Below are 25,921 nucleotides of genomic sequence, written 5' to 3'. Positions count from 1 at the left end.
AGGTCCTCAATTATCGAGCCAACTCTATTGACGCAACTTTCTACTTAGTGGCGTTTATATATAGCTGATGTAAATATTTATCCGCCAATTCCCACCAATTAGCTTTTAAATAACCACTCGACGCACAAAACATTACCATTGAATTCCGCAGAGTGGAATGCTCTTTTCACTTTTGATATTGTCATCAACATAATAACCATAGTGAGAGAAGCCCCCATGTCTATCACGTCCACTTCCACTGGCAGTCCCATGCTGCAATCTCTTGCAGAAATCCAGGAATATGAAAAAGTACCTTTGTTACAACGTTATCCCTGGGAAAACACCTACGATTTAATTCGGCAGGCCGCCCGTCTTTACCAACAAGATGCAGCCATCGAATTTCTTCCCACCGCTGTACCAGATGAAGAAAGTGTGACTGTGAGCTACTCGCAGCTATCCGAAAAAGTTCACCAAACCGCCAATCTACTCCATTCTCTCGGTATTAATTCGACAGATACCGTTTCATTACTATTACCCAACCTTCCTGAAACGCATTTTGCACTCTGGGGTGGACAAGCCGCGGGAATCGCCAGCCCTATCAATCCGTTGCTGGAACCGGAGCATATCGCCGAGATCATGAATGCCACCAAAGCCAAGGTATTAGTCAGCCTTGGGCAGGATCTCAGTGAGGAGATTTGGGAAAAGGTTGCGCAGGTTATTAAGCAGGTTCCAACCTTGAAGGCACTGCTGCTAATCAGTAAAAAACCGGTTAGCACCCTATCCATACCTTCCGGCATTAAGGTAGAGAATTTTGTATTGGCTATTGCCCAACAGCCAAATGACCATTTAATTAGTGGGAGAACTATTCAAGGCGATGAAATTGCCAGTTACTTCCACACCGGAGGAACAACCGGGCGGCCTAAAATTGCACGCCTGACCCACAGCAATATTGCATTTGTCGCACAGCTGAGTGTGGACACGACATCCAGTAAGGGGCGATTTGCTACCCTCAGTGGCCTTCCTCTGTTTCACATTTTCGGCACTGTGGTCGCCGGCATAGGCACTCTGCTCGCCGGCCGCACGATTGTTATAATGACCCCCTCAGGTTTTCGCTCCCCCAATGTGCTCCCCAACTGGTGGCATCACGTCGCCCGCTTCCGTGTACAGGGCTTTGGCGCCGTGCCCACTATTCTCGGCATCTTGATGCAAATCCCTGTGGGCGACAATGACATCAGCTGCCTGACAGATGTTGGCTGCGGGGCCTCGCCTTTACCCCCAGCGCTTAAGAGTGCGTTTGAGGAAAAATTCAATGTGACGGTAAGTAACGGCTATGGCATGACAGAGTCCAGCTGCCTGCTGGCCCGCCCCCCAACAGATATGCAAGCACCCGAGGGCAGCGTCGGCCGCCGCCTCCCCTATATGGAAATGAAAATTGCCGAAGTGGATGGAAACCGGCTAGTGAGAACCTGTAACACCGGTGAAGTCGGTATTGTACTTGCACGAGGGCCACATATTTTTTCAGGCTATCTCTCCGAAGAGGATAACGCCAAGGCTTGGGTTGACCACAGTTGGTTTAATACTGGCGATATGGGATATGTCGATGGCGATGGCAATCTTTATCTGACCGGGCGAGCCAAGGATTTAATCATTCGTGGCGGCCACAATATAGATCCAGCCTTGATTGAAGAACCGCTAAGCCGTCACCCCGCCGTGGCTATGGCCGTTGCCGTTGGCCAGCCCGATGCCTATGCCGGTGAGGTTCCGGTGGCCTACGTCACTCTATACCCGTCCGAAAATCCACCCACAGAAGCGCAGCTTATCGACTACTGCCGCACCCAGATTTCTGAACGTGCAGCGATACCCAAGCGGGTAGAGATTATTGATGAAATCCCCCTAACCGCTGTAGCCAAGGTATTCAAACCCGCCTTGCGCAATCGCGCTACCGAATATGTTATTGGTCAGGCACTTCAGGAAAAAAATATATCTGCAGAGTTTTCTGCCCGTTTTGATAGTGCCCTGGGCCAGGTTGCAAAAGTTCGTCTGGAAAAACCTTCAGCTAAAACGGTAGCAGAGGAGGCATTGGAAAATATTCCGGTAGCGCTGGAGTTTGATTAAGCGCGGACATTTACTACTGCTCACAAAACAATAATCAATCATTGGGAAAACTGACAATGCCACAAGCTTATATCTATGATGGCGGCCGAAGTGCTTTTGGTCGCCATGGAGGTAGCCTTTCCAGTATCAGGCCAGACAATATGCTCGCGCATGTCATTAAAGCCCTGGTTGAACGTAATAATTTCGATCACAAGCAATTTGAGGATGTGATTGCCGGAAATACCAATCAGGCCGGTGAGGACAGTCGTAATATCGCCCGCTTTGCCGGGCTAATTGCAGGACTGCCAATCTCCACCGGTGGTATTACGGTAAACCGCCTATGTGGTTCAGGCTTATCTGCCGTTGCCGATGCAGCCCGCTGCATTAGGGCCTTGGAAGGTGATTTGTTCATTGCCGGTGGTGTTGAATCCATGAGCCGTGCCCCCTTGGTCCTCTCCAAAGCAAGCAGCCCTTTCGATCGCACCCAGCAATTGGCGGATACCACTTTGGGTCCGCGCTTCACCAATCCCGATATTGTTGCAGAATTTGGCAGCCATACCATGCCGCAAACTGCAGACAATATCGCCGCAGACCTGAATATTCAGCGGGAAGAGTGCGATATCTTTGCACTAGCTTCACAAGCAAAATATGAAAGTGCGCGTATTGATGGCTTTTTTATTGATGAAATTATCCCTATCGAGGTGCCACAGGGCAGAAAGCAACCACTCCGCCTTATCGATACTGATGAACATCCCCGCCCCGATACTAGCCTGGAGCGCCTGCAAACACTACGCCCATTGTTTGAAGACGGCGTAGTGACTGCTGGAAATGCTTCCGGAATCAACGATGGTGCCGCAGCACTCATTATTGGCAGCCAGGAAGCCGGCCAGGCCGTCGATCTCAAGCCCCGCGCACGTATTCTCGCCAGTGCTATTGCGGGAGTGGAGCCAAGAGTAATGGGTTTAGGCCCGGTCCCGGCTACCCGTAAGGCATTGGCTCGTGCAGGCTTGAGCCTGGCAGATATGGATGTCATGGAGTTTAACGAGGCTTTTGCTGTACAGGCTATGGGCTGCCTGAAAATGCTCGAGATTGATTACGGGGACTCCAGGGTAAACCCCAATGGTGGTGCAATTGCAGTTGGGCATCCCCTCGGCGCCAGCGGAGCCCGCATTCTACTCACAGCATTACGTCAGCTGGAGCGTAGCGGTGGACGCTACGGGTTAGCCACCATGTGTATTGGTATTGGTCAGGGAATCGCAGTGATTATTGAGCGTATATAAAAACCGGCAAGACCATCTAATAGTCATTTAAGATCTGGAGATAACAATGTCTACCGTAAATTATGAACTTATTGGCAATATTGGTGTTATTCGACTTAACAACCCCCCTGTCAACGCGCTTTCCCACGGGCTGCGCGAAGGCATTTGGGGAGCGATCAAGAGTGCCCAGGAAGATGCCTCTCAGGCACTGGTTTTAATATGTGAAGGCCGCACTTTTATTGCTGGTGCAGACATCACAGAATTTAGTAAACCTCCACAGGCACCTGCCTTATCTGAAGTGATTACCGAAATCGAAAACTCTCGTAAACCGGTGATTGCCGCTATTCACGGTACCGCATTGGGCGGGGGCTTTGAGGTGGCACTGGCTTGTCACTATCGCTGTGCCCTGGCATCTGCCAAAGTCGGCCTGCCTGAAGTTAAATTGGGGTTATTGCCTGGGGCCGGTGGTACTCAGCGCACTCCACGTCTGGCCGGCGTTGCGGCTGCATTAGAAATGATCACCAAAGGTGCCCCAATCCCGACCGCGAAAGCCAAAAGCATGAAGCTGATCGATCACGTGGTTGATGATGATCTATTCGAAGGGGCCCTCGCCTTTGCTCGCGAGCTAATTGACCAGAAAGCCCCACCACGCAGAGTCCGGGACATCACAATAGATCCTGCCAGTATTCCAGAGGGCCTGTTCGAGGATTTCCGCCAGCGACTGGAAAAAAGAGCACCTGGTCAACTGGCCCCACAGAATATTGTCTCCTGTGTGGAGGCAGCGGTGAAGCTGCCATTCGATAAAGGGCTGGCTAAAGAGCTGGATCTATTCATCGAATGTCTACTCTCAAGTCAGTCTGCCGCCCTGAGGCATATGTTCTTTGCCCAGCGACGTGCGACAAAAGTTCAGGGTCTCTCCAAAGATACCCCTATCAGAGAAATAAACAGTATTGGCATTATTGGCGGCGGCACGATGGGGGGAGGTATCGCCATGAATTTTGCCAATGCCGGTATCCCAGTCAAGCTGCTAGATATCGATCAAGCTGCCGTAGAACGTGGCCTAGCAGTAATCGACAAGAATTACAATATCAGTATGAAAAAGGGGAAGATTACAGAGCCCCAAAAAGCACACTGTCTCTCACTAATCCAGGGAACCACTGACTATTCCGACCTGGTAGAAGTAGACCTCGTTATCGAAGCTGTGTTTGAGAATGTAACGCTTAAAAAGGAAATTTTTTCCAAGCTGGACCAATACTGTAAACCTGGCACCATTCTCGCAACAAACACTTCCTACCAGGATATCGACCAGATCGCCGCTGCTACCAATCGGCCAGAAGATGTTATCGGCTTACACTTTTTCAGCCCCGCCAATGTTATGAAACTTCTAGAAGTCGTTCGTGGCTCAAAGAGCGCCGACGATGTTATTGCTACCGCAATGCGGTTGGCAAAAACTATCAAGAAAGTTCCCGTGCTGGCCGGAAACTGTTATGGGTTTATTGGCAACCGGATGCTGCGGCCCTATGCCCGCGAAGCGCAACTCTGTTTGATAGAAGGAGCCACCCCGGAGCAAATAGATACCGTAATGCAATCCTGGGGCATGGCCATGGGGCCCATAGCGGTTGGAGATTTGGCCGGTCTCGATATTGGCCACAAGGCCCGCGAGGGTCTGAGCGAAGCAGAAAAAGGCGACCCCAAAACCTACTGCATTGCGGATGCTTTAGTAGAGATGGGACGCCTGGGCCAAAAGAGTGGAGCCGGTTATTACCGCTATGACCCAGAAACTCGCGCTCGTACCAGTGACCCCGAAGTCCAAGCAATTATAGAGGCTCAAGCCAAAGCGCACGGGATAGAGCGGCGAGAAATCTCTGATAAAGAAATTCTTAGTCGCCTTACTTTCTCCCTAATTAATGAGGGAGCCAGGATTCTGGAAGATGGAATAGCCCAACGTCCCAGTGATATTGATGTTGTGTATGTTTATGGCTATGGTTTCCCCCCCCATCGTGGCGGCCCCATGTTTTACGCAGATAGCATCGGCTTGAAAAAGATTTACGATACTATTTGCACATTCCGTGACCTACATGGCGAAGCCAACTGGACTCCCGCACCATTGCTCGTCCAACTGGCAAAAGAAGGTAAAACATTTACGGACTGGGCAGACGATCAGCGATAGTATTCGCTTCTCAAGGGTAACCGGTAAAAGTACCGGTTACCCTTTTTGCCAAAGTTGAGAGATTTTTAGTTGGCAGCACAATGATAAGGCCTGATACGTTAATAGAATCGAAACTACGACCGAGCCAAATGCGTCTTAATGAGCTGCAGCTCGAACAGTCACCAGAACCGCCAGATCACCACAAAGCGATCCAAGCCAGGGTTAAGAGAAACAATTGGAAAGGCATAGGTTACGCACTGGCCACCGCTATGGTTGCCAGTACAGCCGCCGCAGCCAGTAAATGGATATCACCCGCCGTACCAGTACCTTTAATAGTGCTCAGCCAATACAGCATCTGCTTACTATTACTTATTCCCTGGCTGGTGCGCCAGTCACCCCAAAAGCTCATAACACAACACTGGAAAACCCATTTACTGCGCGGCTTTGCAGGCTGGCTCTGCTTCTTTTCCTACTTTTATGCACTCAGCCGTATTTCATTGATGGAGGCAGGCTTACTGCGCAATGCCGCCCCTATTTTTGTTCCGCTTGTAGCCTGGCTTTGGGCGCGCGCACAGATTCCCGCCGCAAGCTGGCTACCCATTGTGCTTGGGCTACTTGGTATCGCACTGATTCTTCAACCTGATATCCATGGTATCAGCAGTGGCCACGCCTTCGGCTTACTGTCAGGTATTACTCTAGCTGCCTCTATGGTGGGCACACGTATTCTGTCTCACACTGATAAGTCGAGTCTTATTTTGTTTTACTATGTCCTTATCTCATTTATGTGCAGCCTGCCCCTGGGTATCTACTACTGGCAATCAATACCTAGCTGGACTATTCCCTACCTGGCTTTTAATGGGGTTTCTGTTTTATTAGCGATATGGCTCTATACCAAAGCTTATAGTTATGCAAAACCCAGTGTAGTTTCACCAATCAGCTATTTTGGAGTGGTTATTGCGGGCATTTTTGGCTGGCTGATATGGCAACATCTGCCTAACACAATTGCGCTGATAGGAATTTGTATAGTGGTCACAGCAGGCCTGCTCACAGTGTATTTCTCCACCCAGCAGGCTGCCCGAACGCACCCTGTTCCTAACTAATTTCCCAAAAGGTAAGTCGAAATGAGCTGGCAAAATAAAAAACAACCACCGTTTAATGATCATTTGGGTGTAAAAATTGATGAGTGGCAGGAAGGCCGTGTAGTGATCAGCGTAACCGTACTTCCTGAGCATTTGAATAGCCACGGAGTACCCCATGGGGGATTTATTACAACGTTAATTGATATTGCCGGTTCCTACTGTGGTCTCTACTGCCCATACCCAAATCGTCGGCGTAAGTCCCTCACGCTTTCATTAACAACTAATTTCACCGGTCGAGCCAAAACCAACCAGTTAACCGCCATAGGTAAGTTGACCAGCTCGGGGCATAAAATCTTTTATTCCTATACCGAAGTTTATGACAGTGTAGGAACTCTGCTTGCAACTGGCCAGATGACAATGCGTTACCAAACTGGTAGTGAAATACTAGAGGGGGAAGCCATTGAAGAGTATCCTGCAAAAACACACCATAGAATTGAAGTGTGAAGCCCCCGACTGACTAACAGCTGTCATAATAAGGACTCGGGCGTTCAGTAACTAACTCCTTAAATGCTAAGCGGCTAAATACTCCCCTTAAACTTAACCAAAATTAATGGCCAAGTAACTCCGCATTAGTCGGGTACTTTTTAAGGAGCTCAATAAGTTTTTTAGTGCCGTCTACAGTCTTGAGGCTGGCAAGCGTTCTTCGTAAAGCTCTTATCGTTGCAATATCTTTCGAGTTAAACAGGACTTCCTCACGGCGAGTACTGCTTTTAGTAATATCCAAGGCAGGGAAAATTCGCTGTCTCGCAACTTCCTTTGACAATACTACCTCCATATTTCCCGTACCCTTAAACTCCTCAAATATCACCTGGTCCATTCGGCTTCCCGTATCCACGAGTATCGTTGCCAGAATCGTAAGTGATCCACCATCTTCAATCTTTCTCGCAGCGCCAAACAGCTTTCTGGGTATCTCCATAGCCCTGGCATCTATCCCACCTGACATTGTACGTCCCCTACCACTCTGCTGCGCATTATGCACCCGTGATAGCCTTGTCAACGAGTCAACCACAATCATTACATCCTGGCCTTCACCGGCTTCCTTACAGGCCCTATCAAGGAGTTCATTAGCTACCCGCACATGCTCTTTATAGCTATGATCAGAAGAGGACGCATAAACTTCCGCCGGTACACTTCGCTTGAAGTCAGTAACCTCCTCTGGCCTTTCATCAATAAGCAAAGCGTACAGCTTTATTTCGGGGTAAGCCTTCCCCACTGCTTGGCAGATATGCTTAAGGATAGTGGTTTTGCCACAGCCCGGTGGAGCCACAATCAAGCCCCGTTGCCCCTTGCCAATTGGCGTAATCAAATCCATCGCCCGTACCGTAAGTTGCTGAGAACCTGACTCAAGGCGAATAGGCTCAGATGGATTAATAGCTACGCCATTTAAGAACCGCTTCTTTGGATCAGAAGTATCTTCTTGCTTTTTATCAATATTTTTAGGTTCCGTATTTCTTTTTACCTTTAAGGATAATATTTTTCTAGACATAATATGCGCTTTACAAATCATTTCCCATTGGGGAGCACTTTAACTTTTGAAACAAAACTACAGAGAACCAGATTTTCCTGATCCTCTGTGTTTATCACCACGAAACCACTCTAAATACAAGTCAAGTAAAGCAGGGGCTTATATATTATTTATCATTCTCCATGGCAGAAAGAAATTGATCGAGCACCTGATTAAACTCTCTAGGTCTCTCCCAAAACATCATGTGTTTTCCCATATAAACAGCAGTGGCAGACGGTGTATTGGCCTTAATCCATTTATCCGCAACGCTTTTAACTTCCTCTCTCACAACATACAATAGGGGCAATTTACCTTCCAATGCTACAAGATCATCACTATAGTCCAGGTAAAACCCGGTCGCGTTGGTAATTGAAGCGACACTACTAGAGGTCTGATTAGCAATCTGGGTAACCCAGGCAATATTTTCCTTTGAAGGATTTTCAAGCATCCAATTCACAAATTCACTAATTACATTATCTCGATCTTCTATAATGCCCTCAGTAAATGAGCGTGAATAGCCGTCCGAATCATCATTTAGATACCAAACCCACTCATCACGACTTGCTCCCGCTATATCTGGTCCAGTATCAATCATGATCATCGCTTTCAGTTTATCGGAACCAAACTGATTCAAATAGGCCAATTGCTCTGTTACGCCATATGACCAACCTGCCAAGATCACGCTGTCTAGATCCAATGTCTCTATTAACTTAGCCAGGTCTCTAGCATGTTGTTGATAGGTGTGTCCCTCGACGGGCTTTGATGATTTGCCCTGCCCACGGGGATCATATGCCAGCGCGCGGTACTTTTTAGAATCTTTAAAGTGGGCAAGTTGATGCTCAAAAACGTCTGCCGACATCATCCAGCCAGGAATAAAAATAATGGCAGTATCGCCACTCCCCGATTGTTCATAATAAATAGTGAGGTCTATATCTATCTCGACTTCTTCTGCAGCCACATTAACCACAGATAAACCAATCCCAATAAAGACCATTCTTAAGAAGTTTCGTATTTTCAACACTCTTCCCTACTCCCAATCACGCTGTTAAATCGTCACCCCAATGAAAATTGGGGCATTAAAGCCGGGTAATTTTCTACCGTCAAATTAACTGACCTACTAAGCTGGTACCACTTCAAAATGGCTTGATTAATTAACAATTCCATCTCTTTCGATGAGTCATTAACTAATCCATGGGCTCCAGCTTTTTAGTTGAAATTATACCTTCAGTGGAAACTCGTATCTTCTCGCCTTCGATAGCCATAGTACCTTTAACTTTTAAAATGATATACATCTCCTCAATATCACAATGGGCATGCTCACCCACAGAGCTAAACTGTGGCATCCCAACAGGAATAGCAAAGTCTCATGCTCTATTACAATCTCTACATTTAAGGGCTTGATATATTTCTACGCCACTCTCTCCGACGTGCCCCTCATATTCAACTTCTTATTGCACGAACAAAAATCAAAAGTCATTTGTTTTTCTGATAAAATTGCGTTTCTAAAGATCTCATTTATTCAGTAACCCCAGAACTCTCTATGCCCTCTCGTACCTTTATGCACTTTAATATCAACTACAGAATACTAGAAGCTGTTTCATAACTTGAAATCAGTTATTCTTGCGACCTCATGGAATGATAAGACCAGTAAGTGTGAGTAGATTTAAGTCAGAATTAACCGACGCTCAGTGGAAATTGATTGAGCCTTGCCTTCCCCAGCTAAAACGTGGAAAAGGAGGTCCCAAACCCATTGATAACCGTGCATGTTTTGAAGGTATCTTGTGGATTTTGCGATCAGGAGCACGATGGAAGGATCTCCCCCCATCTTACCCTTCGCCGAGTACTTGCTGGAGAAGGCTCCAGTTTTGGGAAGAGCAAGGCGCTTGGTTGGAGGCTTGGAGAAAATTTCTCGGACAGCTCGATCAAAGATCCCTGCTCAATTGGGAAGAAGTCTTTTCGGATGGTAGCTTTGCTTCAGCAAAAAAAGGGGAGCAGAAGTCGGAAAAACTAAGCGAGGCAAGGGTACAAAGTGGATGGTGGTGGTCGATGGCGAAGGTATTCCATTGGGAGGCACCGTTACTTCGGCCTCACCAGCAGAAGTAAATTTATTACATCCACTACTCGATGTTACCTATGAAAATACAAAAATTCGACGACTGGTGTACGACAAGGCTGCAGATTCTGATCCACTACGCCATAGTTTGGCCCGCCGTGAAATTGACCTAATTTGCCCTCACCGCAGGAATAGAAGAAAACCTTCGAAACAAGATGGCAGAAAGCTTAGGAGATATGTGCGACGCTGGAAAGTTGAGCGAACTTTTGCATGGCTAGGGAACTACCGCCGTTTAGTCGTCAGGTGGGATCGCTACTTATCTTCATACAGAGCTTTTTTCTATATTGCCTGCATGTTAATTACGCTAAAGAAGTTATGAAACAGTTTCTAGGCACTCTCTCTCAACAAGTTTACAACCCAATTATGTAAAGCATCATGATCTGAACGTGGGTGCCATGCGGCTATAACATCAAACTCTATCGGTTTGTTTTTCAGATTAAGAATGGCAAGGTTTGAATCACTCGCTATCCGATTAGGTAAAAAAGCAAGCATATCTGTTTTCTTGAGATATTGTGGAACCGTGGTAAAACATGGTGTAGACATAACTACATTTCTATGCAAACGGTGCTTTGCAAACCAACCATCAATAATTCCTGATGCTCCAGACTTAACAGGAGATGCCATAAGATGCGGCTCAGAAGCTATTTCCTCCAAACCCAGCTTCTTCTTTACCAGAGGCGAACTCTTTGCCGCAACGCAGACATAGTAATCAGTAAATAATGTGATAGAAGAGTACAGGTCAGAATTTATATCCGAATCTGCAACTATTAAATCCACCTTGGCTTCACTCATTAACTCTTCCAGTCTGTCTGTAGCAATATCCCGTATTACCACTTTCAAGTTGGGAGCTAGCGCTCTGAGTTTAGGCAATAAGCCGGGAAGCACCACTTGTTGGGAGTAATCTGTCGCAGCGATGGTATAGGTTTGTGCTATTTTAGATGGCTCAAAAACTGCTGGCTCCAACAATTTATCTAACCCTTGGAGGATCGCATCAACCTTTTTCCCTAAGTTTATTGCTGTCGGCGTTGGAATTAGTCCATTGCTTTTCCGGAGAAAAAGTTCATCACTAAAAATATCTCTCAACTTTTTTAAATGTTCACTAACAGCTTGCTGAGTAAGGCCGACCTGACTTGCGACACGAGATACACTTCTTTCAGATATTAATGCCTGGAATATTCGGAGCTGCTTGACCTCCAATCGATTTATTTGGTTCACACTTGTATCTCTTACAAATAAATACTGTTTAACATTGTATCACAATAAAACTAGCATTCTCCTAGTAATTGAGCAGCATCGCATTGCGGAAAATAGTAAATTCTTCATATAAAACAGGTACTTAGAGTGAAAAACGTTATCCTCATTGGCGCACAAGGTAAAATGGGACAGGCCGCTTTAACAGGGTTAAGCAGCCATAGGGTTATCACAGCAAGTCGTTCGGGCAAGGGATGTGACCATCAGGTTGATATTACTGATAAAGAGTCTATCAGACGACTGTTTGAGACAGTGGGTGACTTCGATGCTGTCGTAAACACCGTTGGTTTCTGTGAATACGCAAACTTTGTCGATATGACTGAGCAACAGTGGATGACAACGGTAATGAGCAAGATGATGGGGCAAATCAATCTTGTAAGAATCGGTCAAAAGTATATCGCCGATAAAGGATCCTTTACGCTAATATCCGGCATTCTAAACATAAAGCCGATCCCCATGGCAATTGCCGATGCAACAACCAGTGGAGCAATTGATACCTTTGTCAAATGCGTTGCTTATGAACTCCCCAGGGGGATTCGAATCAATGCGGTTAATCCGACGGTATTGGAAGAAGCCTGGGATGTCTACGGTGACATGATGCCAGGCTTTGAGCCCGTACCGGGGCACTTGGTCGGAAAAGCTTTTGAGCGTTCTGTAGATGGATTTATAACTGGCGAAGTAATCTTCGTCGATGCCTAGCCTGGGGGGAGTACCCCCCCTTCCCTGTGTGAAGGATTTAGATATAATCATGGAGCAGACTCCCTAAAATTTCTTTAGGTGTCCTTAGCGGATTGATAGAGTTTATGCTGCTACGAATCTTCTACTAGAAACTTATGGTAACTATAAAAGATATCATTCATTTTCAGATATCTCACATTAGCCTTAATATATTCCCACTTGTCTAGACTCAGGCATTGCTAATTGTTATACCGCCTTGATCCCCAAGAGATAACATCCAATCAATTAGTCTTATACTGAAAAAAGACTTCAACCTAAACCTTAAAAAATCCACATACAAACCCTATAAGTCGTAAAGTATCTGCTCTGGGCAGGAAGGCAAACTCTTTCATCACTTTGGCATAGATATATGCCATATCTCACTCACAGATGGCTGTCATAACCTCCCTATATACGACAGATATTCCATACGAAGAAGCTATTTTCGGCTCCTTGTTTTGTGCCCTGATCAAATCAGCGAGACAAACCAAGATAGCAACTGCTGCAAATGTAGCTACGACCTCACCAACTGCTCTTAAGGTATTCCACTACATTTATATATTTAAGCACACGCATATCCCCAACCTAATTCATTGTCAGCTAATGGTGTATACATCAGAACATCAAAAAAGTAGTATTCTAATCGACATATACTTGGCAAAATACGACACAGTATTCTATCAACCAGAATAGGCCAATTTAAAAATTGGCCGAGAAACTATTACTAGAATTAAATCAAATATCAAGCGAGATTAAATCTTTCTTTGATTGACTAAGGTGAGGGATAACTTTTTTGTGTAGCGTCACAACTTCACGATACTGGTTTAGCAAAAAATTATCCCAATATTTTTGATTATAAAAGCTTAAAATTTGTTTTCTACCAAATCTACCGAGCGCTGCAAGCCTCTCATCATCATTGATAATGGTATTAATATCCTGAAATAACCTGCCAGAAATATAATCTTTTTCACCAACACCACCAAAATTTGAATAGGCCCCCCTGTACCAGTTTTCCTCATCTATAATGCCAATATAACCCTTAGAACCGATAGCAATTACTGGCTTATTACTTCCCATACAGTCTAGAGCACTCCTTCCGGGAGCTATAACTAAGTCTGCCGACTGATAAAGGGTGTTTAACTTATCTTCCGACTGCCATCCTAAAAAGGTTATACATTGACGATCAAGATTTTTGTTCAAAGTATTTGCGGCAGATATCAACTCATCTCTCTCCGAGCCATCACCAGCTACTATCCATTGCCAAGAATCCAACCCCTTCTTACCTTGATCCTTCCAGGCATCTATAACGCATTTAATTATAAATTTTTTATCCGGCCCCATTCGACACGTAAAAACAATTATTCGATCATCCTTCCTGATTGGGCTAGAAATCAAATCCCTTAAAAGGCCTACCTTATCCTCTTGACTGATATGGTCACAATAAAAAATATCGGTATTCACTGCATTTGGATATACCAATATTTTATGAAGATTTTCGACTCGCTTTTTTACAAGATGATCCCTTACACCAAGGCTAACGCAGTAAATACGACTAAAATCCTCACAATCATCTTCCAAAGAATCGGTATACTTACCGTGAATTGTTAGAACTATGGGAATATCTAATATTTTAGCAATACGCTGCCCGATCTCCCTAGAAGCAAAGGGATGTGTATGTATAAGATCGAAATCATAAGTCTCAGCAATTCGATCGGCCGATGCAAAAGGACTGCTAAAATCGTCTTCAATAACTTCTATGTCATTACTGCGACATTGTTGAGCGAAAGGGCCAGGTTTGCACAATATAGTACAGCGCCACCCTTCATTGACAATTGCTCTTGCTTGAGCATATACATGAGAATGAAGTCCGCCCAGTGGCGCCATAAAGTAGACAGGGATAAGGATATGCACTACCACCCTCCAAATATAATTAAGATTAACCTTTCAACACATCCCATTCTTTTTTTGAAACTTTAAATAAAACACTTTACAGCCTCACAATCAAGCAATACTTGATATATGAAGGTACATTGATTTCAGCCTCCTCTAATGCTGAAAAAAGTAAAACTATACCTTAAGCAAATAATTTTTAGATCTATGTCAAGTCAGTAAAATTAAAAATGAATTTTAGGATATACAATAAAACATTGCTTGCGACATCTAAAACAGCACCCATCTTTTAATAAAAAATGTCAATCTATTATCTTTGGCGTAGTTCGTGCACTATGAAACCTCTTTTTAAATCCAGCCAAATAAATTTCACTAATTTTCCGTCCAGCATCCGAAGCATATATCCCCGCACTCAACACAATAGTTGCACCAATCAGTGTGAGCTCATCTGGCAGTTCATCAAATAAAATAAAGCCTATTGCTATAGCCCAAAATAACAAGGTATAGCTAAAAGGCTGCAAAGTTGAAGCCTGAGCATAGGCAAGAGCTTTAATCAACAAATAATGACCCATTGCACCAAGCAGTCCATTAAGTATTAATAGTTGCCAGCCAATCGACGTCGGCTCTACCCAGTTAAAGGGAGCAAGCCCACCAAATACAATGAGACCTATAAAGGCCGTATAAAAGACTGTTGTAGCGGAACTATCAAATTGGCTGACACGACGAGAAAGGACTTGATAGGATGCCCATAAAATAGCCCCGCTGATCGGTATAACAACATACCAGCTCATAACACCCAATCCAGGGCGAATGATAATCAAAGCACCTATAAAGCCAATAGCAACGGCAATCCAGCTTCTTCGGTCTACCTTCTCCCCAAGAAGCCATCCAGCCATTAGTATGGCGAACAATGGGGCCATTGCAGCGATAGCATGGACATCAGCTAATGGCATCATGCTAAAGGCAAGTATAAATACCGTAACCTCAACCACAAGTAAAAGCGACCTTAAAACTTGAGTACCCCAAATATTACTTCGAACTTGCTTGAGATCACCTTTGAGTGAAGCTATGAGCATTACAACAATAAAAAAAAATGCAAATCGAACAGCCATAATTTGCACAATAGGATAGGTTTGAACAAGTAGTTTACCGGTTGCATCCATACCAGCTATACAGAGCATAGCTGCAATACTGAGAAGTATTCCTCGACTGCTTTTTACCTTCAATTTTCTATATCCATCAATAAAAATTAATACCCAAAAGAAAACACTTTCATCCAACACCCTCCCATACAATTTCAACCTTTTAAAACTACACCAAGAAAGTCACGAACAAAATGTATTAAAAATTATATCTAGCGATCACCAACTTAAAACATCAACAGATCACCTAGCAAGCTTAGGGAGAGCTATTTTAATGTAGATACCACCTTTACTCAGGTTATACGAAATTTTTCATATTACCTCAAATTTTGAACCCAAGTAAACCATATCCTAGCTCTCAGCATTTTATTAGTTTTGTCGAACTTTTAAACAGTAAAAGAGGCAATTTTACCAAGGCCAAACTCTTTGGTTTTTCACTTGAGAAGTTACTGAACTGGCGCATCACAAAATTCAACCCCCTTATTTTCGTGCAAATGGGAGACTTTGCTTTTACTACACTCTTGATAAAGCAGCCTAACACATACTCTTTGAAAAGCGACGTCTGCCCTAGAATACTGAGATGGACCGTTTTAAATTAAATGCCTCCACCTGAGACACTTAGCTCAACCTAGATCGGAAGCATTTTTTCTTTATGTGTAGACATAAGGCGACACAATCACACTTGATTTTGCAATGTTAAACAATCCTTAAGTATCAACTCTTTTTTCATTTTATTTTAAAGCTCAAAATGTTCTTCCGAGAGCTGTATACCAGTTTTTACCTGCAAGCATTTCGCCTGCCTCTATTAAATACCGGATATCTTTAGTATCAATATATTTCTGACATAAACCTCCAATCTCACTATTTTTCAATTCATCTGGAAGTTTTCCCCAATCTCTTAGGTCATTATGTACTAGGGAGTAAAAAGCAAATGTGATCGCTCTCCAATCTTCTTTATTGGATTTCATCAGGTAAAGATTCTTTTCCATGGGTAAGTTTTATACATAACGCTCGCAGCACAAGAAAAAACAAAGGCATAAAAACTGCAAACGGCATCATCGCGCCCCACCTTCTTCCTTCCTTCCTTCATGTTCTTGTTCACCTCCAAGCTATAGAAAAAAGCAATGGACCCAACTGCCAACGCGGTGATACCAGATATTAAAAATAAGATGTAGCTGACTAAGGCTATTCCTTCTGTACTCATGATCACCTATCGCCTGCTGGACAGGCGGGAAAGCTGCACAGCGATTTGGAGATCCAAGACACGAAGTGGCCAGTTGTACTTGTATGGTTGTTCTTGTCCGATTCCGATGTTGAAAATCCTTTTCGCTAACGGGTAAATTGAGACCCACCTTCGGCGGCCACCGAAGGCCTTGTTTGTCACAGTTCGTTGCTGTGCCGGTTCATAAAGACCGTTAACAAGTATGAACGTGACAGACACTCACTAGGCATGTCATGTGGGCCTCGAGCCTGAATAGAAAGCCGGAGATAGCTTATCTTATGGAACCTCAAGAGATCAATGTCGGTATCGATACCAGCAGTAAACAACTCGATATTTATGTGAGACCTAATGGCCAGTTCTTTAGTGTTACCAATAACAAAGAGGGTATTAAAGACGCTATTAACCAACTACAACCGCTTAAACCTCAAAGAGTATTGATCGAGTCCACAGGAAGGCTAGAATCAGCAACCACCCGCATAGCGGGTGGTATGGTGAAAGCCCCCAGAGGGGGCTAGTTACAACCCCGCTAGTTGAATCTGCTCTTGCCGGCGTTCTTCGACCTCTTGATTCTTGATGTACTCTCGAATCATCTGCTCATCAAGCCCCACTGTACTCACGCAGTAACCCCGAGCCCAAAAGTGTCTTCCTGTGAAATTTCTCTTTACATGCTTGTACTTCCGAAATATCTGGATCGCAGATTTCCCTTTCAGAAACCCAACCGTATTGGAAACACTAAACTTCGGAGGAATCATTAACAGCATATGAATGTGATCCCTCATTGCGTACCCCTCGACTAACTCAATGCCCTTTTGACGACATAAGCCTCGGAATATTGCTCCAATCTCCCGCCTCAATGTCCCAAATAACGCTTTCTTTCGATACTTGGGCACAAATACCACGTGGTACCTGCAATAATGTTTCACGTGAGCTTGGCACTGCCAATCTCGCATATGGCCTCCTTCTAGAACTTGCCCGTTCATGGAGGCCATATTTTTACTCTGCACGCCGGAACGGCTGAGCCTTGTCAAGTCTCACCGCCAGAGGCGGTGGTTTACCTGTGTGTTAATTAGAATTTGTCTGTGCTGCTCATAAAGCGGGACTGCCGATAGTTGTTTGCAATCCTTCACAAGTAAGAAACTTTGCAAAGTCAGCGGGGCGGCTCGAAAAAACAGATAAGCTAGATGCAATTGATATCGCACATTTTGGTGAAGTAATGAAGCCAAGATTGTCATTGATCAAACCAGAAAAACTAAGAAATATCAGTGATTTGCTGACGGTCAGGAACCAGTGCTTAGAAATAAGCACAATGCAAAAGAATCGCCTCAAGAGAATGCCTAAGACTGTTCACAAGCCCATTCAGGCTATCTTAAAGGCCATCAAAAAAGAGCTAGAAGGAGTCGGCAATGTACTGGCTTACACGCTCATGAGCGAACTTCCTGAGCTAGGTAAGCTGAACCGCAAAGAGATTGCGGCACTTGTGGGTATCACCCCGATGAATCGTGATAGCGGCAGTTTCCAGGGTAAGCGCTATATTCGAGGTGGGCGACATCGTGTACGCACGGTTTTGTTTGTTTCTATGATGTCGGCAATACAATGCCACCCTAAATTAAAGCCAATGTATGAGCGCCTGGTCGCTGCTGGTAAACCAAAGAAAGTAGCTCTTATCGCATGCATGAGGAAGCAACTTACCATTCTAAATAAGATGGTAAAAAACAACACTTACTGGGATGAGAAAATGGCTTAAATACTTGACAAAGAGCCATAGTCACTTGTTATACATTTTCATCATCCGGGCCATACATATCAAAATCTACTTCAATTCCACGCTGCCCCAACGCAAGCAGCGCTTCTGAGCTTATACTTATACCCTCCATCGAGCGCTCCATGAAGAGACCACAAAAAAAATCTAACCTATATTTCTCTGAGAGTTTTTTCCAAACTTCTAAATCATGAGTCAACTTATTTAGAATTTCGAATATTTGAGAATCTAAATCACCTGGCACTTTTTCATTAGTTTCAATACGCCACATTCCAGACCTTACTATGCGTGGTTTTCCACTACGCATCCACGAAAATGGCTCACCTTTAATCATCTTCGCTGTAGGCTCACAGCCTAATAACTCACTGAGTTCGTCAGGTAATAATTCATCTCCGATAACCCTCAAGCTTGCTTTAGTTTTGATAGAGTCGCCATGATTTTATGTATATCTAACACCCCAAGATGGGGCAATAACAGGTGGGTCATAATACGGAACGGAGTGACGGGAGACCACGTATAATTTTCCCGCTTACTTGGTTTGTTAGCTGCTCTTCGCCAAGGCCAATTTAGTGCCAAATCCAATAAATACAACACCCGTAATAGAGTTTAACCAAGTTTTGAATTTAGGGTGGCTGGTAGTATTTTTTACCTTGGCTAAAATGAAGACCATAGCCGAAAACCATACAACATTAACTAGTGAGTGTGCAGTAACAAGAGAGTATGCACTGAAAGCACTGCCATCTACGGAAATAAATTGCGGAAAAGCAGCGAGATAGAAGATTGATACTTTAGGGTTAAGAGTATTAGTTAAAAAGCCTTCAAAAAAAGCCCCTTTTATAGATGTTGGCTTTTGCTGCAATACTGCCTCTAAGTTATTTGCAGCTGTGCTTTTACTTGTAGCATTTCTGAGTGCTTTTAATCCCAGCCAAATTAAATATGCAGCGCCCAGTATTTTAAAAACAAGAAAGGCGTTTGCAGATTGCACCAAGAGAATAGATATACCAAATATAGATAGCGTACCATGTACATAGAAAGCAGCCACGAACCCCGTGATATTGGCCAAACCAGCTCGATGCCCTGACAAAGGAACTGTTTTCGTTATGAGGAATCCATTAGGCCCAGGAGAAATCACGAGCAATGTTGCCACAGCAATAAACGTAAAAATATTGTTCCAATCCATTTCAATTCTCCGAAAAAAGTAAATGCTAAATGGCAGCTAACGTCCAAAGCAGCAACGCTGCTTTAGCGCGTCCAGACCGGAGATCGATGCTGCCTTTGCCTGTTAAGCGCTTTGCCATTGTTCAACTATCTGATTGTATTTTTCGTCTGCTTTACACTCTGCATCATCGCACGAAAAGTAGACAATACTAAGAGCGCAAAACTCACCCGTATGATTCTTTATTTTTTCCATTAGCTCTATAGCACGCTCAACGGGTAGTTCTTCGTTTGCTAGAAGTGCTGTCGCAGCCTCTTTCACCTGAGGCAGAAGTTCATTAGAGAATCCTTTGCTCCAATGGTTAAAAAGTGACTATTTAGTTACCTTATTGACTTCACTAGGCGAACGAACTATTTCGTGAAGAACCATGAACGTAGCATTTGCTGATATGGTTCTTCCTTGTACGATCAGCTCGATAGCTTTCTCTTTGTCATTGTATGGAAAGCTAAAGTCAATTGATTCTATAAATTCTTGTTCAGTCATAATTGACGCTTAACGCCCACAGCAGGGGCGGCTGAAGCATAGCGTAGGCTGTCCCGCGCAGGCGTGCAGGGCCGTAGCAACCTGTTTGTAATTGTTATGTACGTTGCTCAATATCAACTTCACATTCTGCGCCCTTACCGAGCTTACCCGCAAAAACGTACACTATGCCTTTCTTGAAAATTTGGGTGAACTCGTGCTCCGCTTTTTGATGAAGTCCCCCCCTTCGGAGATAGCAAGAAACCACTACCTTATGTTCTCCAGAATCAATGGAAATATTTTTTGTACTATTGAAGAAATCCGATACCTTCTCACCATCAATTGATTCAATCCGTGTATTGGCTTGGGTTTCTAGTGGAATAAATGACTTTCCCCACGCATCATTTTGGGCAACCAAGATCACTTTATTTAAATTCGGTTGATGCATCTCTGGATTCGTAGCACATCCCGCTAGAAATACTGTTAACAATATTGCTCTTTTCATTACTAGGGCCTCACCACCTTATCGATTACACGTAACGCCACTAATTAGAGGCAAATTTCTTTTAGCGCGCAGTTCTTATTTGTCCTGTGTAAAGCACGAACTACATTGGTTTGTTATGTTTCTTTAGTTGGCAATACAAGAGGAACAGCAAACTTAATTCTTGAGCTGGTGCCAGTTTTGGATAATGACTCGAGATCACCGCTTAAACCGATAGAGAGTACCGAAATTTTTGCACCAGCTTTTGATTTATCTGCTTCATCAACCGTCACGGCTATGTCAAAGTCGTCTTTTTGAACAACTCTAGTGTCCTTTCCAACATGATCTGGAATATGAGGTGACTTCGTTCTACCAAACGCCTGAGACTCCTTAGAATTTATTTGGAAATCAGTTGGACTGACAACTGCATTAGTATCCGCTAGCTTTTCACTAGCATCGAGTATTCCTCTAGCAATTTCTTCAATAGTCGAACTAATATAATTCTTCAGTTCCATAATTTACTTCCTTGAGACATAACACCGCCAACACCGGGAAATTAGGAGCGCAGCGAGTAATTTGTCCGAGTACTTGGCTTTGTTAGAAGCCATAGCGACGACTCTCTTTTTCTGGATTGTGAACCCAAACATTGCAACCACCTTCTTTGGTATATGTTTTACCTAGGTCAGTAGTAATTTCAACCAGACAAATTGCTGGTTTTCCACCAAGGCCAGATGCCAGAAGGTGATACTTTTTCTGATAATCAGTATTAAAGGTAAAGATTACCTTCACTTCCTTTACCCACCAATCGGGTATTTTCAGTGATTCAAGGTCACGCTGTAAAATACGTGACAATAGCTTGATAGCTCCTGAAAACTTTACATCCATAACTTCATTTGGCACATGCTCGTTTACAAGATTTATTACACACTCATTGGTGCCATTTTCTTGGGCGTAGGCATATAGCTGGCCGACAGCCCAGTACCCTTGACAGTCAAAGTTTCTGCCCAAGCACCATTGGACTATATTTCCAGCGACTCCCTTAAGTTGTTTTCTTCGTGCCATCTCTAAGTGCTTCTAACGCCGCTAGCAGGGGCAGCCGGGGCGCAGCGTAGGCTGTCCAGCCCGGGGCCCCGCAGGTGCCTTGGGCGATCTTGCCTAGCCTGGTTATTGCGGCCGCACTCTGAACCCGCTACCAATACTATGCCAGCCACGACTTGGCTGGCCACTGCCTAAAATTTACGAGGAAAGAATACCGCACTTTCCCCAACCATTTTCCATCTTAATGGCACTCCAAAAGATAACTAAGGACTGCCCTCTTCTACTGAAACAGACCGAACACTCTAGGAGCGGAACTGATTGAATAGCAACCGGCCAAAACGGCTCAATATTGGAAGCTATTTAGTGGCACTAAAATTTCAGCAACCACGAAAAACAAAAAAATACCGACCGGCACCAATAACGCCAAGCTTTGGGGCGGACCACGCAGTGGGCCGTCCCAGCAGCCATAGGCTGTGACAACAGCGCCTTGTTATGCATTTACCACTCCCAATGCGGCAAAACCGTAGCCCATGAAGATAAGGCCGCCAGCGAAAAAACCTAGCCACCAAAATTCGCTTCTTCCGATACCCGATAAAAGCTTCTTTTTGTATATAAATATCTTTGCACACCAGTAGGTAGCAGTACAAAGAGCGACAAAGGATACAAATCCTAACCAGCCACCCAAAGCTCCTATGACTAATAATGAACTTCCAAGAGAGACTGCCATCCCTGCGAGCAAACCCTCGAGAAGATAGTCACTGTTCTTTTTACTGTCCTGTCTTCGAAACCAGCTCATGAATCACCAGAATATGCATAACGCCCGCAGCAGGGGCGACCACTGCTATGCACTTTTTTGTGCTAAATTGGGAGCGCAGCAACCTGCACAAAAAAGTGCATAGCACTGGGCGTCCCTCGGAGGCCCGAAGGGCCGGAGCAAACTGCCTGCGACTGTTATGGTTTTTACCCCTCGATGCACCACCGGTAACTTCCAACATAATATTTGTACGGATTATCCAACATGACAACGGGTGGGGCTTCGAAGTTATACTGGATTAATGCAACATCGTAGACACCGTGGTTTAGGCCTTCTTGATCAAAATTGCACTTCATTGACTTTCTTTCTTTTTTTGCGATTTTTATATAAAGAACATCGCCCACTTCACTATCATGAGCACTAAATATGCCGTGTTCAATTTGCAATGTATGTAAATCAAGATCAGTAAGCTTTGCCCTCTCTGACTCGGGGAAACTGATTAATTTCCCATCTACATTAAGAGTGATGCTCTTTAAATCATCATTTTCTGGATCTAAATCAATTTTCAAAGATACATTTTTATATGGCTCAGGGAGGACGCCTTCAACATAGACATGATGTGAATGTAATCTGGTTGTGTCATAAGCAGCTGCAAAAATTGGAAATACAGCCAGCATAAATATTAAATTTCTCATGGATTCTCAGGAACCATAACACTAAGCTTTGGGCGGACTGTGTAGCAGGCCGTCCCAGCAGCCGAAGGCTGATCTTGCCCCGATAAAACGGACACACTACTTTTCATACTGCTATTCGCTCATATTCCATTGGTGATCGATAGCCTAGAGCTGAATGCAGCCGCCTACGGTTGTAAAAATCATTAATATATCGAGCCAAAGCATACTTTAGATGGCTCATTGTCTGGAATCTAGTTCCTCTAATCAGTTCAGCTTTTAAGCTATGGAAGAACGACTCCATATGGGCATTATCCGTACATTTACCCGCTCTACTCAAGCTATGCTGGATTCCATATTTTCTCAACTCTTTTTGATACTCGGACCCTCTGTACTCTACACCTCTGTCCGTGTGTAATATTAATCCCGGTTTTGATCCTCTTTTCCTTACAGCATTCATCAGGGTTCTTCGGGTTAATTCTGTTGTTCTTTTCGTATCTAAACTCCAACCGATTACTCGGCGAGAATACAAATCCATCACCACTGACAAGTACTGCCATTGACCCTTAACCTTAAGGTAGGTTATGTCAGCAAACCAAACTTGATTCTTGCTTTTAGGCACAGCTCCATCCGGTCTAAGATTCTCCCCAGAGGCTAGGAAACGCTTTATGCCTGTTGCTCTACGTGTCACTCTCGTAACTCTGGCTACGACTCCTAATTCCTGCATCAGCCGGGCTACGCGCTTACGGCTAACTTCATATCCCTTGGTCAGCAGGGCTTTCCAAATTCTTGGACTACCATAGCGCCCTGCAGAGTCATCCGAAATCTTTTGAATCTGAACCTTTAGATCATCATCTTGGTGTTTTCGGTGCGATCGCTGCCTCTTCAGCCAATCATAATAGCCACTGCGCGATACTCCCAGCCACTGACAAGTTCTTTTGATACCTAGTTCTGATCCGAACCTATGGATGAATCGATATCTTGCTGATGTTCCTCCGCAAGAAACCGTTGCCACTTTTTTAACAAATCAAGCTCCTGCTTTAATTTACGATTCTCCGCCTCTAAACGCTTTACCCTAGAAAGTTCTTTCTCTGCTTTAGAGACTACACCAGTAAGCTTTCTTCGTTTATCTGCCACAATCTTCCCCTCCTGAAACTCTTTTCGCCATCGTGACAGCATGAAAGGGTGAATGTCGAGAGTTTCGGCCACTTCCTTAACTTGAACACCCTCTATCAAGCTAAGCATTACCGCTTTCACTTTGAATTCGTTTGAATACTGCCAAGTCTTTCTAGGTTTGTTGTATTTCGGCATAAGACACCTCGTCTGTTTGACTTTGGTGTCCGTTAAAACGGGGCAAGATCAGGCTGCGACAACAGCGCCTTGTTAGGTGCGATAGTACTAATGAACTTAAACAATGAATTCCTCCGGGCTATTAGTTTTGGTTAGACCTTCTTTTTCTCGAACAAATTCAGTTGAACGAGCAATACCAATTGAATCAACTGACAGTACAATTATTTCACTAGAGGGTTTCAGATGCCAATAACCCAGTTCTCGATCTACAGCTAGCTGTTTTTTAACATTGAGCACTTCTACTTCGTTAGGCAAATAGACCACACTACTTCCAGTCTTATAGCTGCTCCATCCGTCATAGCATGGCAGCTTAGCCAATCTCTCTTCCTGAACTGTTTGAGTACTGCAGCCGACCACTAGTAATGTAATTAGAAGCCCAAATATTTGGATCAAGGTAGCACCTAACGCCCAGCACACGGGCGGCCGAAATGAAGCGAAGCGCAATGTAGGCCGTCCTGCCCGGCGTCTTTTGCCGGGCTTGCGTGCTGCTGTTTGTTAGGTGTTTTACTCATGCCTAGCCCTACCAATGAGTTTTAAATCTGCACTAACGCCGGTAAACAAATAATTACCAACCAGAGCATAGTTTGGGTCACTATGAGCTAAAGGGTTTTTACCAAGCCATTCAATTACAATTGAGTCAGATTTTAAAATTTTATCTTTTTTTACCCACGACTCAAAAGAGGCCTCAAGTTCAAGATGCTTATAGTCATCACCTAGCATAACAACTCTTGCTTTTTCTCGGCCATCTGGCATACCTAACTCTACGATACCCCCGAGCCGAACATCTTGATTGTCATGATACTCCATCCGTACGCCTAACACTGCCAGTAAGGGCAGCCGAAGCAGAGCGTAGGCTGTCCAGCCACCGGCTAGGCAATCTTGCCTGGCCTCGTTAAGAGGCATTTTTATTTCTACACCAAAATACTAACACTAGAATTAAAGCAAGCGCGTAACATACCCCCATAGGAACGATGCTACTCTCTAACTTTTCCTGAGAGTTCCATATAAAATCATACAAAGTAAACGGTACAACTATAGGGCTAGCTAGTAAGGCGATTCCTTTAAAATAAATTTCTGGGCCCTCAAAAAAACTAATAGCAACGCCGGACAAGTACCAACTGAATGTACCCATAAGATACCAGATTACACCGTATTTAATTAGCCTCATACTTGCCTCTTAACGCTTTGTGCAGGGGCAGCTGGAACGCAGTGTAAGCTGTCCCTGCACAAAGCGCCCTCGCTGCCACAACTTGTTAACTGGCCGCCAGCAAAAGATCATTGTAGACCTCCAAAACCTTTACTCGCCCAACAACTCTTGAACCCTCGTTAATATTTAGTTCTTTTCCAATATACAAGCAGTGCGGATAGTGCTCAGGGGAAAGTAATCTTATATATGCGCGTGCGGACTCCCCAGGTATTAATATGTCGTTTTCAAAAAACATTTGCTCGCCAGTAGTAAGGATATCAGGTGTTACCTGATGAGCTGGGCGATAACTGCTTGTTATAGGCCAACCTCTATCTTCATTTAAAAACACCAGCCCCATGAAATCAGGGTTAAATATTTTATAATCGAACTGAGATCGCTTTTCTTTTCCAAGCTCAATTACGTCTTCAATTGTGTATCCAGAAGGATGCTTCATAGTAAGTTAACGCTGCCAACAGCGGCAGATTTGTAGCGGCAAAGCCGCGGAAAAGCTGTCCAGCACACGAGGTGTGCGGCGCTGCTTGGCCTTG

General features: G+C 44.3%; 28 protein-coding genes and 2 pseudogenes. 11 read left to right on the top strand and 19 right to left on the bottom strand.

The features are described from left to right. Positions 1–216: 216 nt before the first annotated feature. From ACJJH9_RS07080 to ACJJH9_RS07060, 5 genes are all read left to right on the top strand, one after another. Positions 217–2,094: an acyl-CoA synthetase gene (locus tag ACJJH9_RS07080; protein WP_444924761.1), complete on the top strand. Its 1,878-nt coding sequence runs from the start codon at positions 217–219 to the stop codon at positions 2,092–2,094. Positions 2,095–2,150: 56 nt separating this feature from the next. Next, a complete protein-coding gene (locus ACJJH9_RS07075) occupies positions 2,151–3,353 on the top strand; it encodes a 3-oxoadipyl-CoA thiolase (protein ID WP_444924760.1) in 1,203 nt (400 codons plus the stop codon). A 46-nt stretch (positions 3,354–3,399) separates the two neighbouring features. Continuing rightward, complete coding sequence (locus tag ACJJH9_RS07070; protein WP_444924759.1) at positions 3,400–5,502, top strand: 3-hydroxyacyl-CoA dehydrogenase NAD-binding domain-containing protein; 2,103 nt, start codon at positions 3,400–3,402, stop codon at positions 5,500–5,502. A 128-nt stretch (positions 5,503–5,630) separates the two neighbouring features. Continuing rightward, on the top strand, positions 5,631–6,581 hold the full coding sequence (locus ACJJH9_RS07065; protein ID WP_444924758.1) for a DMT family transporter: 951 nt from the start codon (positions 5,631–5,633) through the stop codon (positions 6,579–6,581). Positions 6,582–6,602: 21 nt separating this feature from the next. After that, positions 6,603–7,064 (top strand): PaaI family thioesterase, encoded by a 462-nt coding sequence (locus tag ACJJH9_RS07060; protein ID WP_444890677.1) that lies wholly within the window; start codon positions 6,603–6,605, stop codon positions 7,062–7,064. Positions 7,065–7,167: 103 nt separating this feature from the next. On the opposite strand, the gene rho is transcribed toward ACJJH9_RS07060, so the two are convergent. Together rho and ACJJH9_RS07050 are read right to left on the bottom strand one after the other, a co-directional pair. Next, positions 7,168–8,106, bottom strand: coding sequence for a transcription termination factor Rho (rho, locus tag ACJJH9_RS07055; RefSeq protein ID WP_444924757.1), 939 nt, complete (start codon positions 8,104–8,106; stop codon positions 7,168–7,170). A 145-nt stretch (positions 8,107–8,251) separates the two neighbouring features. After that, positions 8,252–9,145, bottom strand: coding sequence for an alpha/beta fold hydrolase (locus ACJJH9_RS07050; protein ID WP_444924756.1), 894 nt, complete (start codon positions 9,143–9,145; stop codon positions 8,252–8,254). Positions 9,146–9,759: 614 nt separating this feature from the next. On the opposite strand from ACJJH9_RS07050, the gene ACJJH9_RS07045 reads away from it, so the two are divergent. Together ACJJH9_RS07045 and ACJJH9_RS07040 are read left to right on the top strand one after the other, a co-directional pair. Further along, entirely contained in the window at positions 9,760–10,227 is a 468-nt protein-coding gene (locus ACJJH9_RS07045; RefSeq protein WP_353505443.1) for a transposase, read from the top strand. After that, positions 10,125–10,556, top strand: a pseudogene (locus ACJJH9_RS07040) (IS5 family transposase); the annotation flags it as partial. The gene ACJJH9_RS07045 and the pseudogene ACJJH9_RS07040, both read left to right, overlap by 103 nt. 8 nt (positions 10,557–10,564) lie before the next feature. Here the strand turns inward: ACJJH9_RS07040 and ACJJH9_RS07035 are convergent. Then, positions 10,565–11,452 (bottom strand): LysR family transcriptional regulator, encoded by an 888-nt coding sequence (locus tag ACJJH9_RS07035; RefSeq protein ID WP_444924755.1) that lies wholly within the window; start codon positions 11,450–11,452, stop codon positions 10,565–10,567. Between the two features lie 126 nt (positions 11,453–11,578). On the opposite strand from ACJJH9_RS07035, the gene ACJJH9_RS07030 reads away from it, so the two are divergent. Then, entirely contained in the window at positions 11,579–12,187 is a 609-nt protein-coding gene (locus ACJJH9_RS07030) for a short chain dehydrogenase (protein WP_444924754.1), read from the top strand. Between the two features lie 753 nt (positions 12,188–12,940). On the opposite strand, the gene ACJJH9_RS07025 is transcribed toward ACJJH9_RS07030, so the two are convergent. The 4 genes from ACJJH9_RS07025 to ACJJH9_RS07010 form a co-directional block, all read right to left on the bottom strand. After that, complete coding sequence (locus ACJJH9_RS07025; protein ID WP_444924753.1) at positions 12,941–14,116, bottom strand: glycosyltransferase family 4 protein; 1,176 nt, start codon at positions 14,114–14,116, stop codon at positions 12,941–12,943. A gap of 281 nt (positions 14,117–14,397) precedes the next feature. After that, on the bottom strand, positions 14,398–15,375 hold the full coding sequence (locus tag ACJJH9_RS07020; RefSeq protein ID WP_444924752.1) for a DMT family transporter: 978 nt from the start codon (positions 15,373–15,375) through the stop codon (positions 14,398–14,400). Between the two features lie 605 nt (positions 15,376–15,980). Further along, positions 15,981–16,205: a hypothetical protein gene (locus tag ACJJH9_RS07015; RefSeq protein ID WP_444885354.1), complete on the bottom strand. Its 225-nt coding sequence runs from the start codon at positions 16,203–16,205 to the stop codon at positions 15,981–15,983. Further along, a complete protein-coding gene (locus tag ACJJH9_RS07010; protein WP_444885355.1) occupies positions 16,205–16,441 on the bottom strand; it encodes a hypothetical protein in 237 nt (78 codons plus the stop codon). The genes ACJJH9_RS07015 and ACJJH9_RS07010 overlap by 1 nt, the downstream gene beginning before the upstream one ends. A gap of 296 nt (positions 16,442–16,737) precedes the next feature. Here ACJJH9_RS07010 and ACJJH9_RS07005 point away from each other — a divergent pair, with 296 nt between their 5' ends. Next, entirely contained in the window at positions 16,738–16,974 is a 237-nt protein-coding gene (locus ACJJH9_RS07005; protein ID WP_444924751.1) for a hypothetical protein, read from the top strand. Here the strand turns inward: ACJJH9_RS07005 and tnpA are convergent, their stop codons facing one another. Further along, positions 16,975–17,409, bottom strand: coding sequence for an IS200/IS605 family transposase (gene tnpA, locus ACJJH9_RS07000; RefSeq protein WP_444924750.1), 435 nt, complete (start codon positions 17,407–17,409; stop codon positions 16,975–16,977). Between the two features lie 143 nt (positions 17,410–17,552). On the opposite strand from tnpA, the pseudogene ACJJH9_RS06995 reads away from it, so the two are divergent. Together ACJJH9_RS06995 and ACJJH9_RS06990 are read left to right on the top strand one after the other, a co-directional pair. Further along, a pseudogene (locus ACJJH9_RS06995) lies at positions 17,553–17,780 on the top strand (IS110 family transposase); the annotation flags it as partial. Next, positions 17,766–18,203 (top strand): transposase, encoded by a 438-nt coding sequence (locus tag ACJJH9_RS06990; protein WP_444925210.1) that lies wholly within the window; start codon positions 17,766–17,768, stop codon positions 18,201–18,203. The pseudogene ACJJH9_RS06995 and the gene ACJJH9_RS06990, both read left to right, overlap by 15 nt. A gap of 28 nt (positions 18,204–18,231) precedes the next feature. Here ACJJH9_RS06990 and ACJJH9_RS06985 read toward each other — a convergent pair whose 3' ends face one another. From ACJJH9_RS06985 to ACJJH9_RS06935, 11 genes are all read right to left on the bottom strand, one after another. Then, a complete protein-coding gene (locus ACJJH9_RS06985) occupies positions 18,232–18,642 on the bottom strand; it encodes a DUF4279 domain-containing protein (protein ID WP_507021896.1) in 411 nt (136 codons plus the stop codon). A 117-nt stretch (positions 18,643–18,759) separates the two neighbouring features. After that, entirely contained in the window at positions 18,760–19,398 is a 639-nt protein-coding gene (locus ACJJH9_RS06980) for a LysE family translocator (RefSeq protein ID WP_444924748.1), read from the bottom strand. Positions 19,399–20,011: 613 nt separating this feature from the next. After that, positions 20,012–20,398, bottom strand: coding sequence for a hypothetical protein (locus tag ACJJH9_RS06975; RefSeq protein ID WP_444924747.1), 387 nt, complete (start codon positions 20,396–20,398; stop codon positions 20,012–20,014). A gap of 113 nt (positions 20,399–20,511) precedes the next feature. Continuing rightward, entirely contained in the window at positions 20,512–20,889 is a 378-nt protein-coding gene (locus tag ACJJH9_RS06970) for a hypothetical protein (RefSeq protein WP_444924746.1), read from the bottom strand. Between the two features lie 82 nt (positions 20,890–20,971). After that, positions 20,972–21,436: a hypothetical protein gene (locus tag ACJJH9_RS06965; protein ID WP_444924745.1), complete on the bottom strand. Its 465-nt coding sequence runs from the start codon at positions 21,434–21,436 to the stop codon at positions 20,972–20,974. Between the two features lie 466 nt (positions 21,437–21,902). Further along, positions 21,903–22,208, bottom strand: coding sequence for a hypothetical protein (locus ACJJH9_RS06960; RefSeq protein ID WP_444904433.1), 306 nt, complete (start codon positions 22,206–22,208; stop codon positions 21,903–21,905). A gap of 164 nt (positions 22,209–22,372) precedes the next feature. Beyond that, positions 22,373–22,861, bottom strand: coding sequence for a hypothetical protein (locus ACJJH9_RS06955; protein WP_444924744.1), 489 nt, complete (start codon positions 22,859–22,861; stop codon positions 22,373–22,375). A 103-nt stretch (positions 22,862–22,964) separates the two neighbouring features. Then, a protein-coding gene (locus ACJJH9_RS06950; RefSeq protein ID WP_444924743.1) for an IS3 family transposase occupies positions 22,965–24,148 on the bottom strand; the annotation gives its coding sequence in 2 pieces (ribosomal slippage) (positions 22,965–23,866 and positions 23,866–24,148; 1,185 coding nt in all). 96 nt (positions 24,149–24,244) lie between these two features. Then, positions 24,245–24,505 (bottom strand): hypothetical protein, encoded by a 261-nt coding sequence (locus ACJJH9_RS06945; RefSeq protein ID WP_444924742.1) that lies wholly within the window; start codon positions 24,503–24,505, stop codon positions 24,245–24,247. A gap of 186 nt (positions 24,506–24,691) precedes the next feature. Beyond that, the gene (locus ACJJH9_RS06940; protein WP_444924741.1) at positions 24,692–24,994 is read right to left on the bottom strand and encodes a hypothetical protein; all 303 of its coding nucleotides are present in this window, start codon (positions 24,992–24,994) and stop codon (positions 24,692–24,694) included. Between the two features lie 446 nt (positions 24,995–25,440). Next, the gene (locus tag ACJJH9_RS06935; protein WP_444924740.1) at positions 25,441–25,827 is read right to left on the bottom strand and encodes a hypothetical protein; all 387 of its coding nucleotides are present in this window, start codon (positions 25,825–25,827) and stop codon (positions 25,441–25,443) included. Between the last annotated feature and the right edge of the window lie 94 nt (positions 25,828–25,921).

The sequence above is a fragment of the Microbulbifer mixtoriginis (SeqCode) genome, from assembly GCF_052466715.1.
Note: the sequence above shows the minus strand (reverse complement) of the source record. Positions and strands in the feature narration are given on the sequence as shown.

Coding starts and splice junctions, on each gene's coding strand:
- ACJJH9_RS07080 (WP_444924761.1), top strand. CDS start 217: ATGTCTATCACGTCCACTTCCACTGGCAGTCCCATGCTGCAATCTCTT.
- ACJJH9_RS07075 (WP_444924760.1), top strand. CDS start 2,151: ATGCCACAAGCTTATATCTATGATGGCGGCCGAAGTGCTTTTGGTCGC.
- ACJJH9_RS07070 (WP_444924759.1), top strand. CDS start 3,400: ATGTCTACCGTAAATTATGAACTTATTGGCAATATTGGTGTTATTCGA.
- ACJJH9_RS07065 (WP_444924758.1), top strand. CDS start 5,631: ATGCGTCTTAATGAGCTGCAGCTCGAACAGTCACCAGAACCGCCAGAT.
- ACJJH9_RS07060 (WP_444890677.1), top strand. CDS start 6,603: ATGAGCTGGCAAAATAAAAAACAACCACCGTTTAATGATCATTTGGGT.
- rho (WP_444924757.1), bottom strand. CDS start 8,106: ATGTCTAGAAAAATATTATCCTTAAAGGTAAAAAGAAATACGGAACCT.
- ACJJH9_RS07045 (WP_353505443.1), top strand. CDS start 9,760: ATGATAAGACCAGTAAGTGTGAGTAGATTTAAGTCAGAATTAACCGAC.
- ACJJH9_RS07015 (WP_444885354.1), bottom strand. CDS start 16,205: ATGAAATCCAATAAAGAAGATTGGAGAGCGATCACATTTGCTTTTTAC.
- ACJJH9_RS07010 (WP_444885355.1), bottom strand. CDS start 16,441: ATGAGTACAGAAGGAATAGCCTTAGTCAGCTACATCTTATTTTTAATA.
- ACJJH9_RS07005 (WP_444924751.1), top strand. CDS start 16,738: ATGGAACCTCAAGAGATCAATGTCGGTATCGATACCAGCAGTAAACAA.
- tnpA (WP_444924750.1), bottom strand. CDS start 17,409: ATGCGAGATTGGCAGTGCCAAGCTCACGTGAAACATTATTGCAGGTAC.
- ACJJH9_RS06990 (WP_444925210.1), top strand. CDS start 17,766: ATGCAAAAGAATCGCCTCAAGAGAATGCCTAAGACTGTTCACAAGCCC.
- ACJJH9_RS06980 (WP_444924748.1), bottom strand. CDS start 19,398: ATGGATTGGAACAATATTTTTACGTTTATTGCTGTGGCAACATTGCTC.
- ACJJH9_RS06975 (WP_444924747.1), bottom strand. CDS start 20,398: ATGAAAAGAGCAATATTGTTAACAGTATTTCTAGCGGGATGTGCTACG.
- ACJJH9_RS06970 (WP_444924746.1), bottom strand. CDS start 20,889: ATGGAACTGAAGAATTATATTAGTTCGACTATTGAAGAAATTGCTAGA.
- ACJJH9_RS06965 (WP_444924745.1), bottom strand. CDS start 21,436: ATGGCACGAAGAAAACAACTTAAGGGAGTCGCTGGAAATATAGTCCAA.
- ACJJH9_RS06960 (WP_444904433.1), bottom strand. CDS start 22,208: ATGAGCTGGTTTCGAAGACAGGACAGTAAAAAGAACAGTGACTATCTT.
- ACJJH9_RS06955 (WP_444924744.1), bottom strand. CDS start 22,861: ATGAGAAATTTAATATTTATGCTGGCTGTATTTCCAATTTTTGCAGCT.
- ACJJH9_RS06940 (WP_444924741.1), bottom strand. CDS start 24,994: ATGGAGTATCATGACAATCAAGATGTTCGGCTCGGGGGTATCGTAGAG.
- ACJJH9_RS06935 (WP_444924740.1), bottom strand. CDS start 25,827: ATGAAGCATCCTTCTGGATACACAATTGAAGACGTAATTGAGCTTGGA.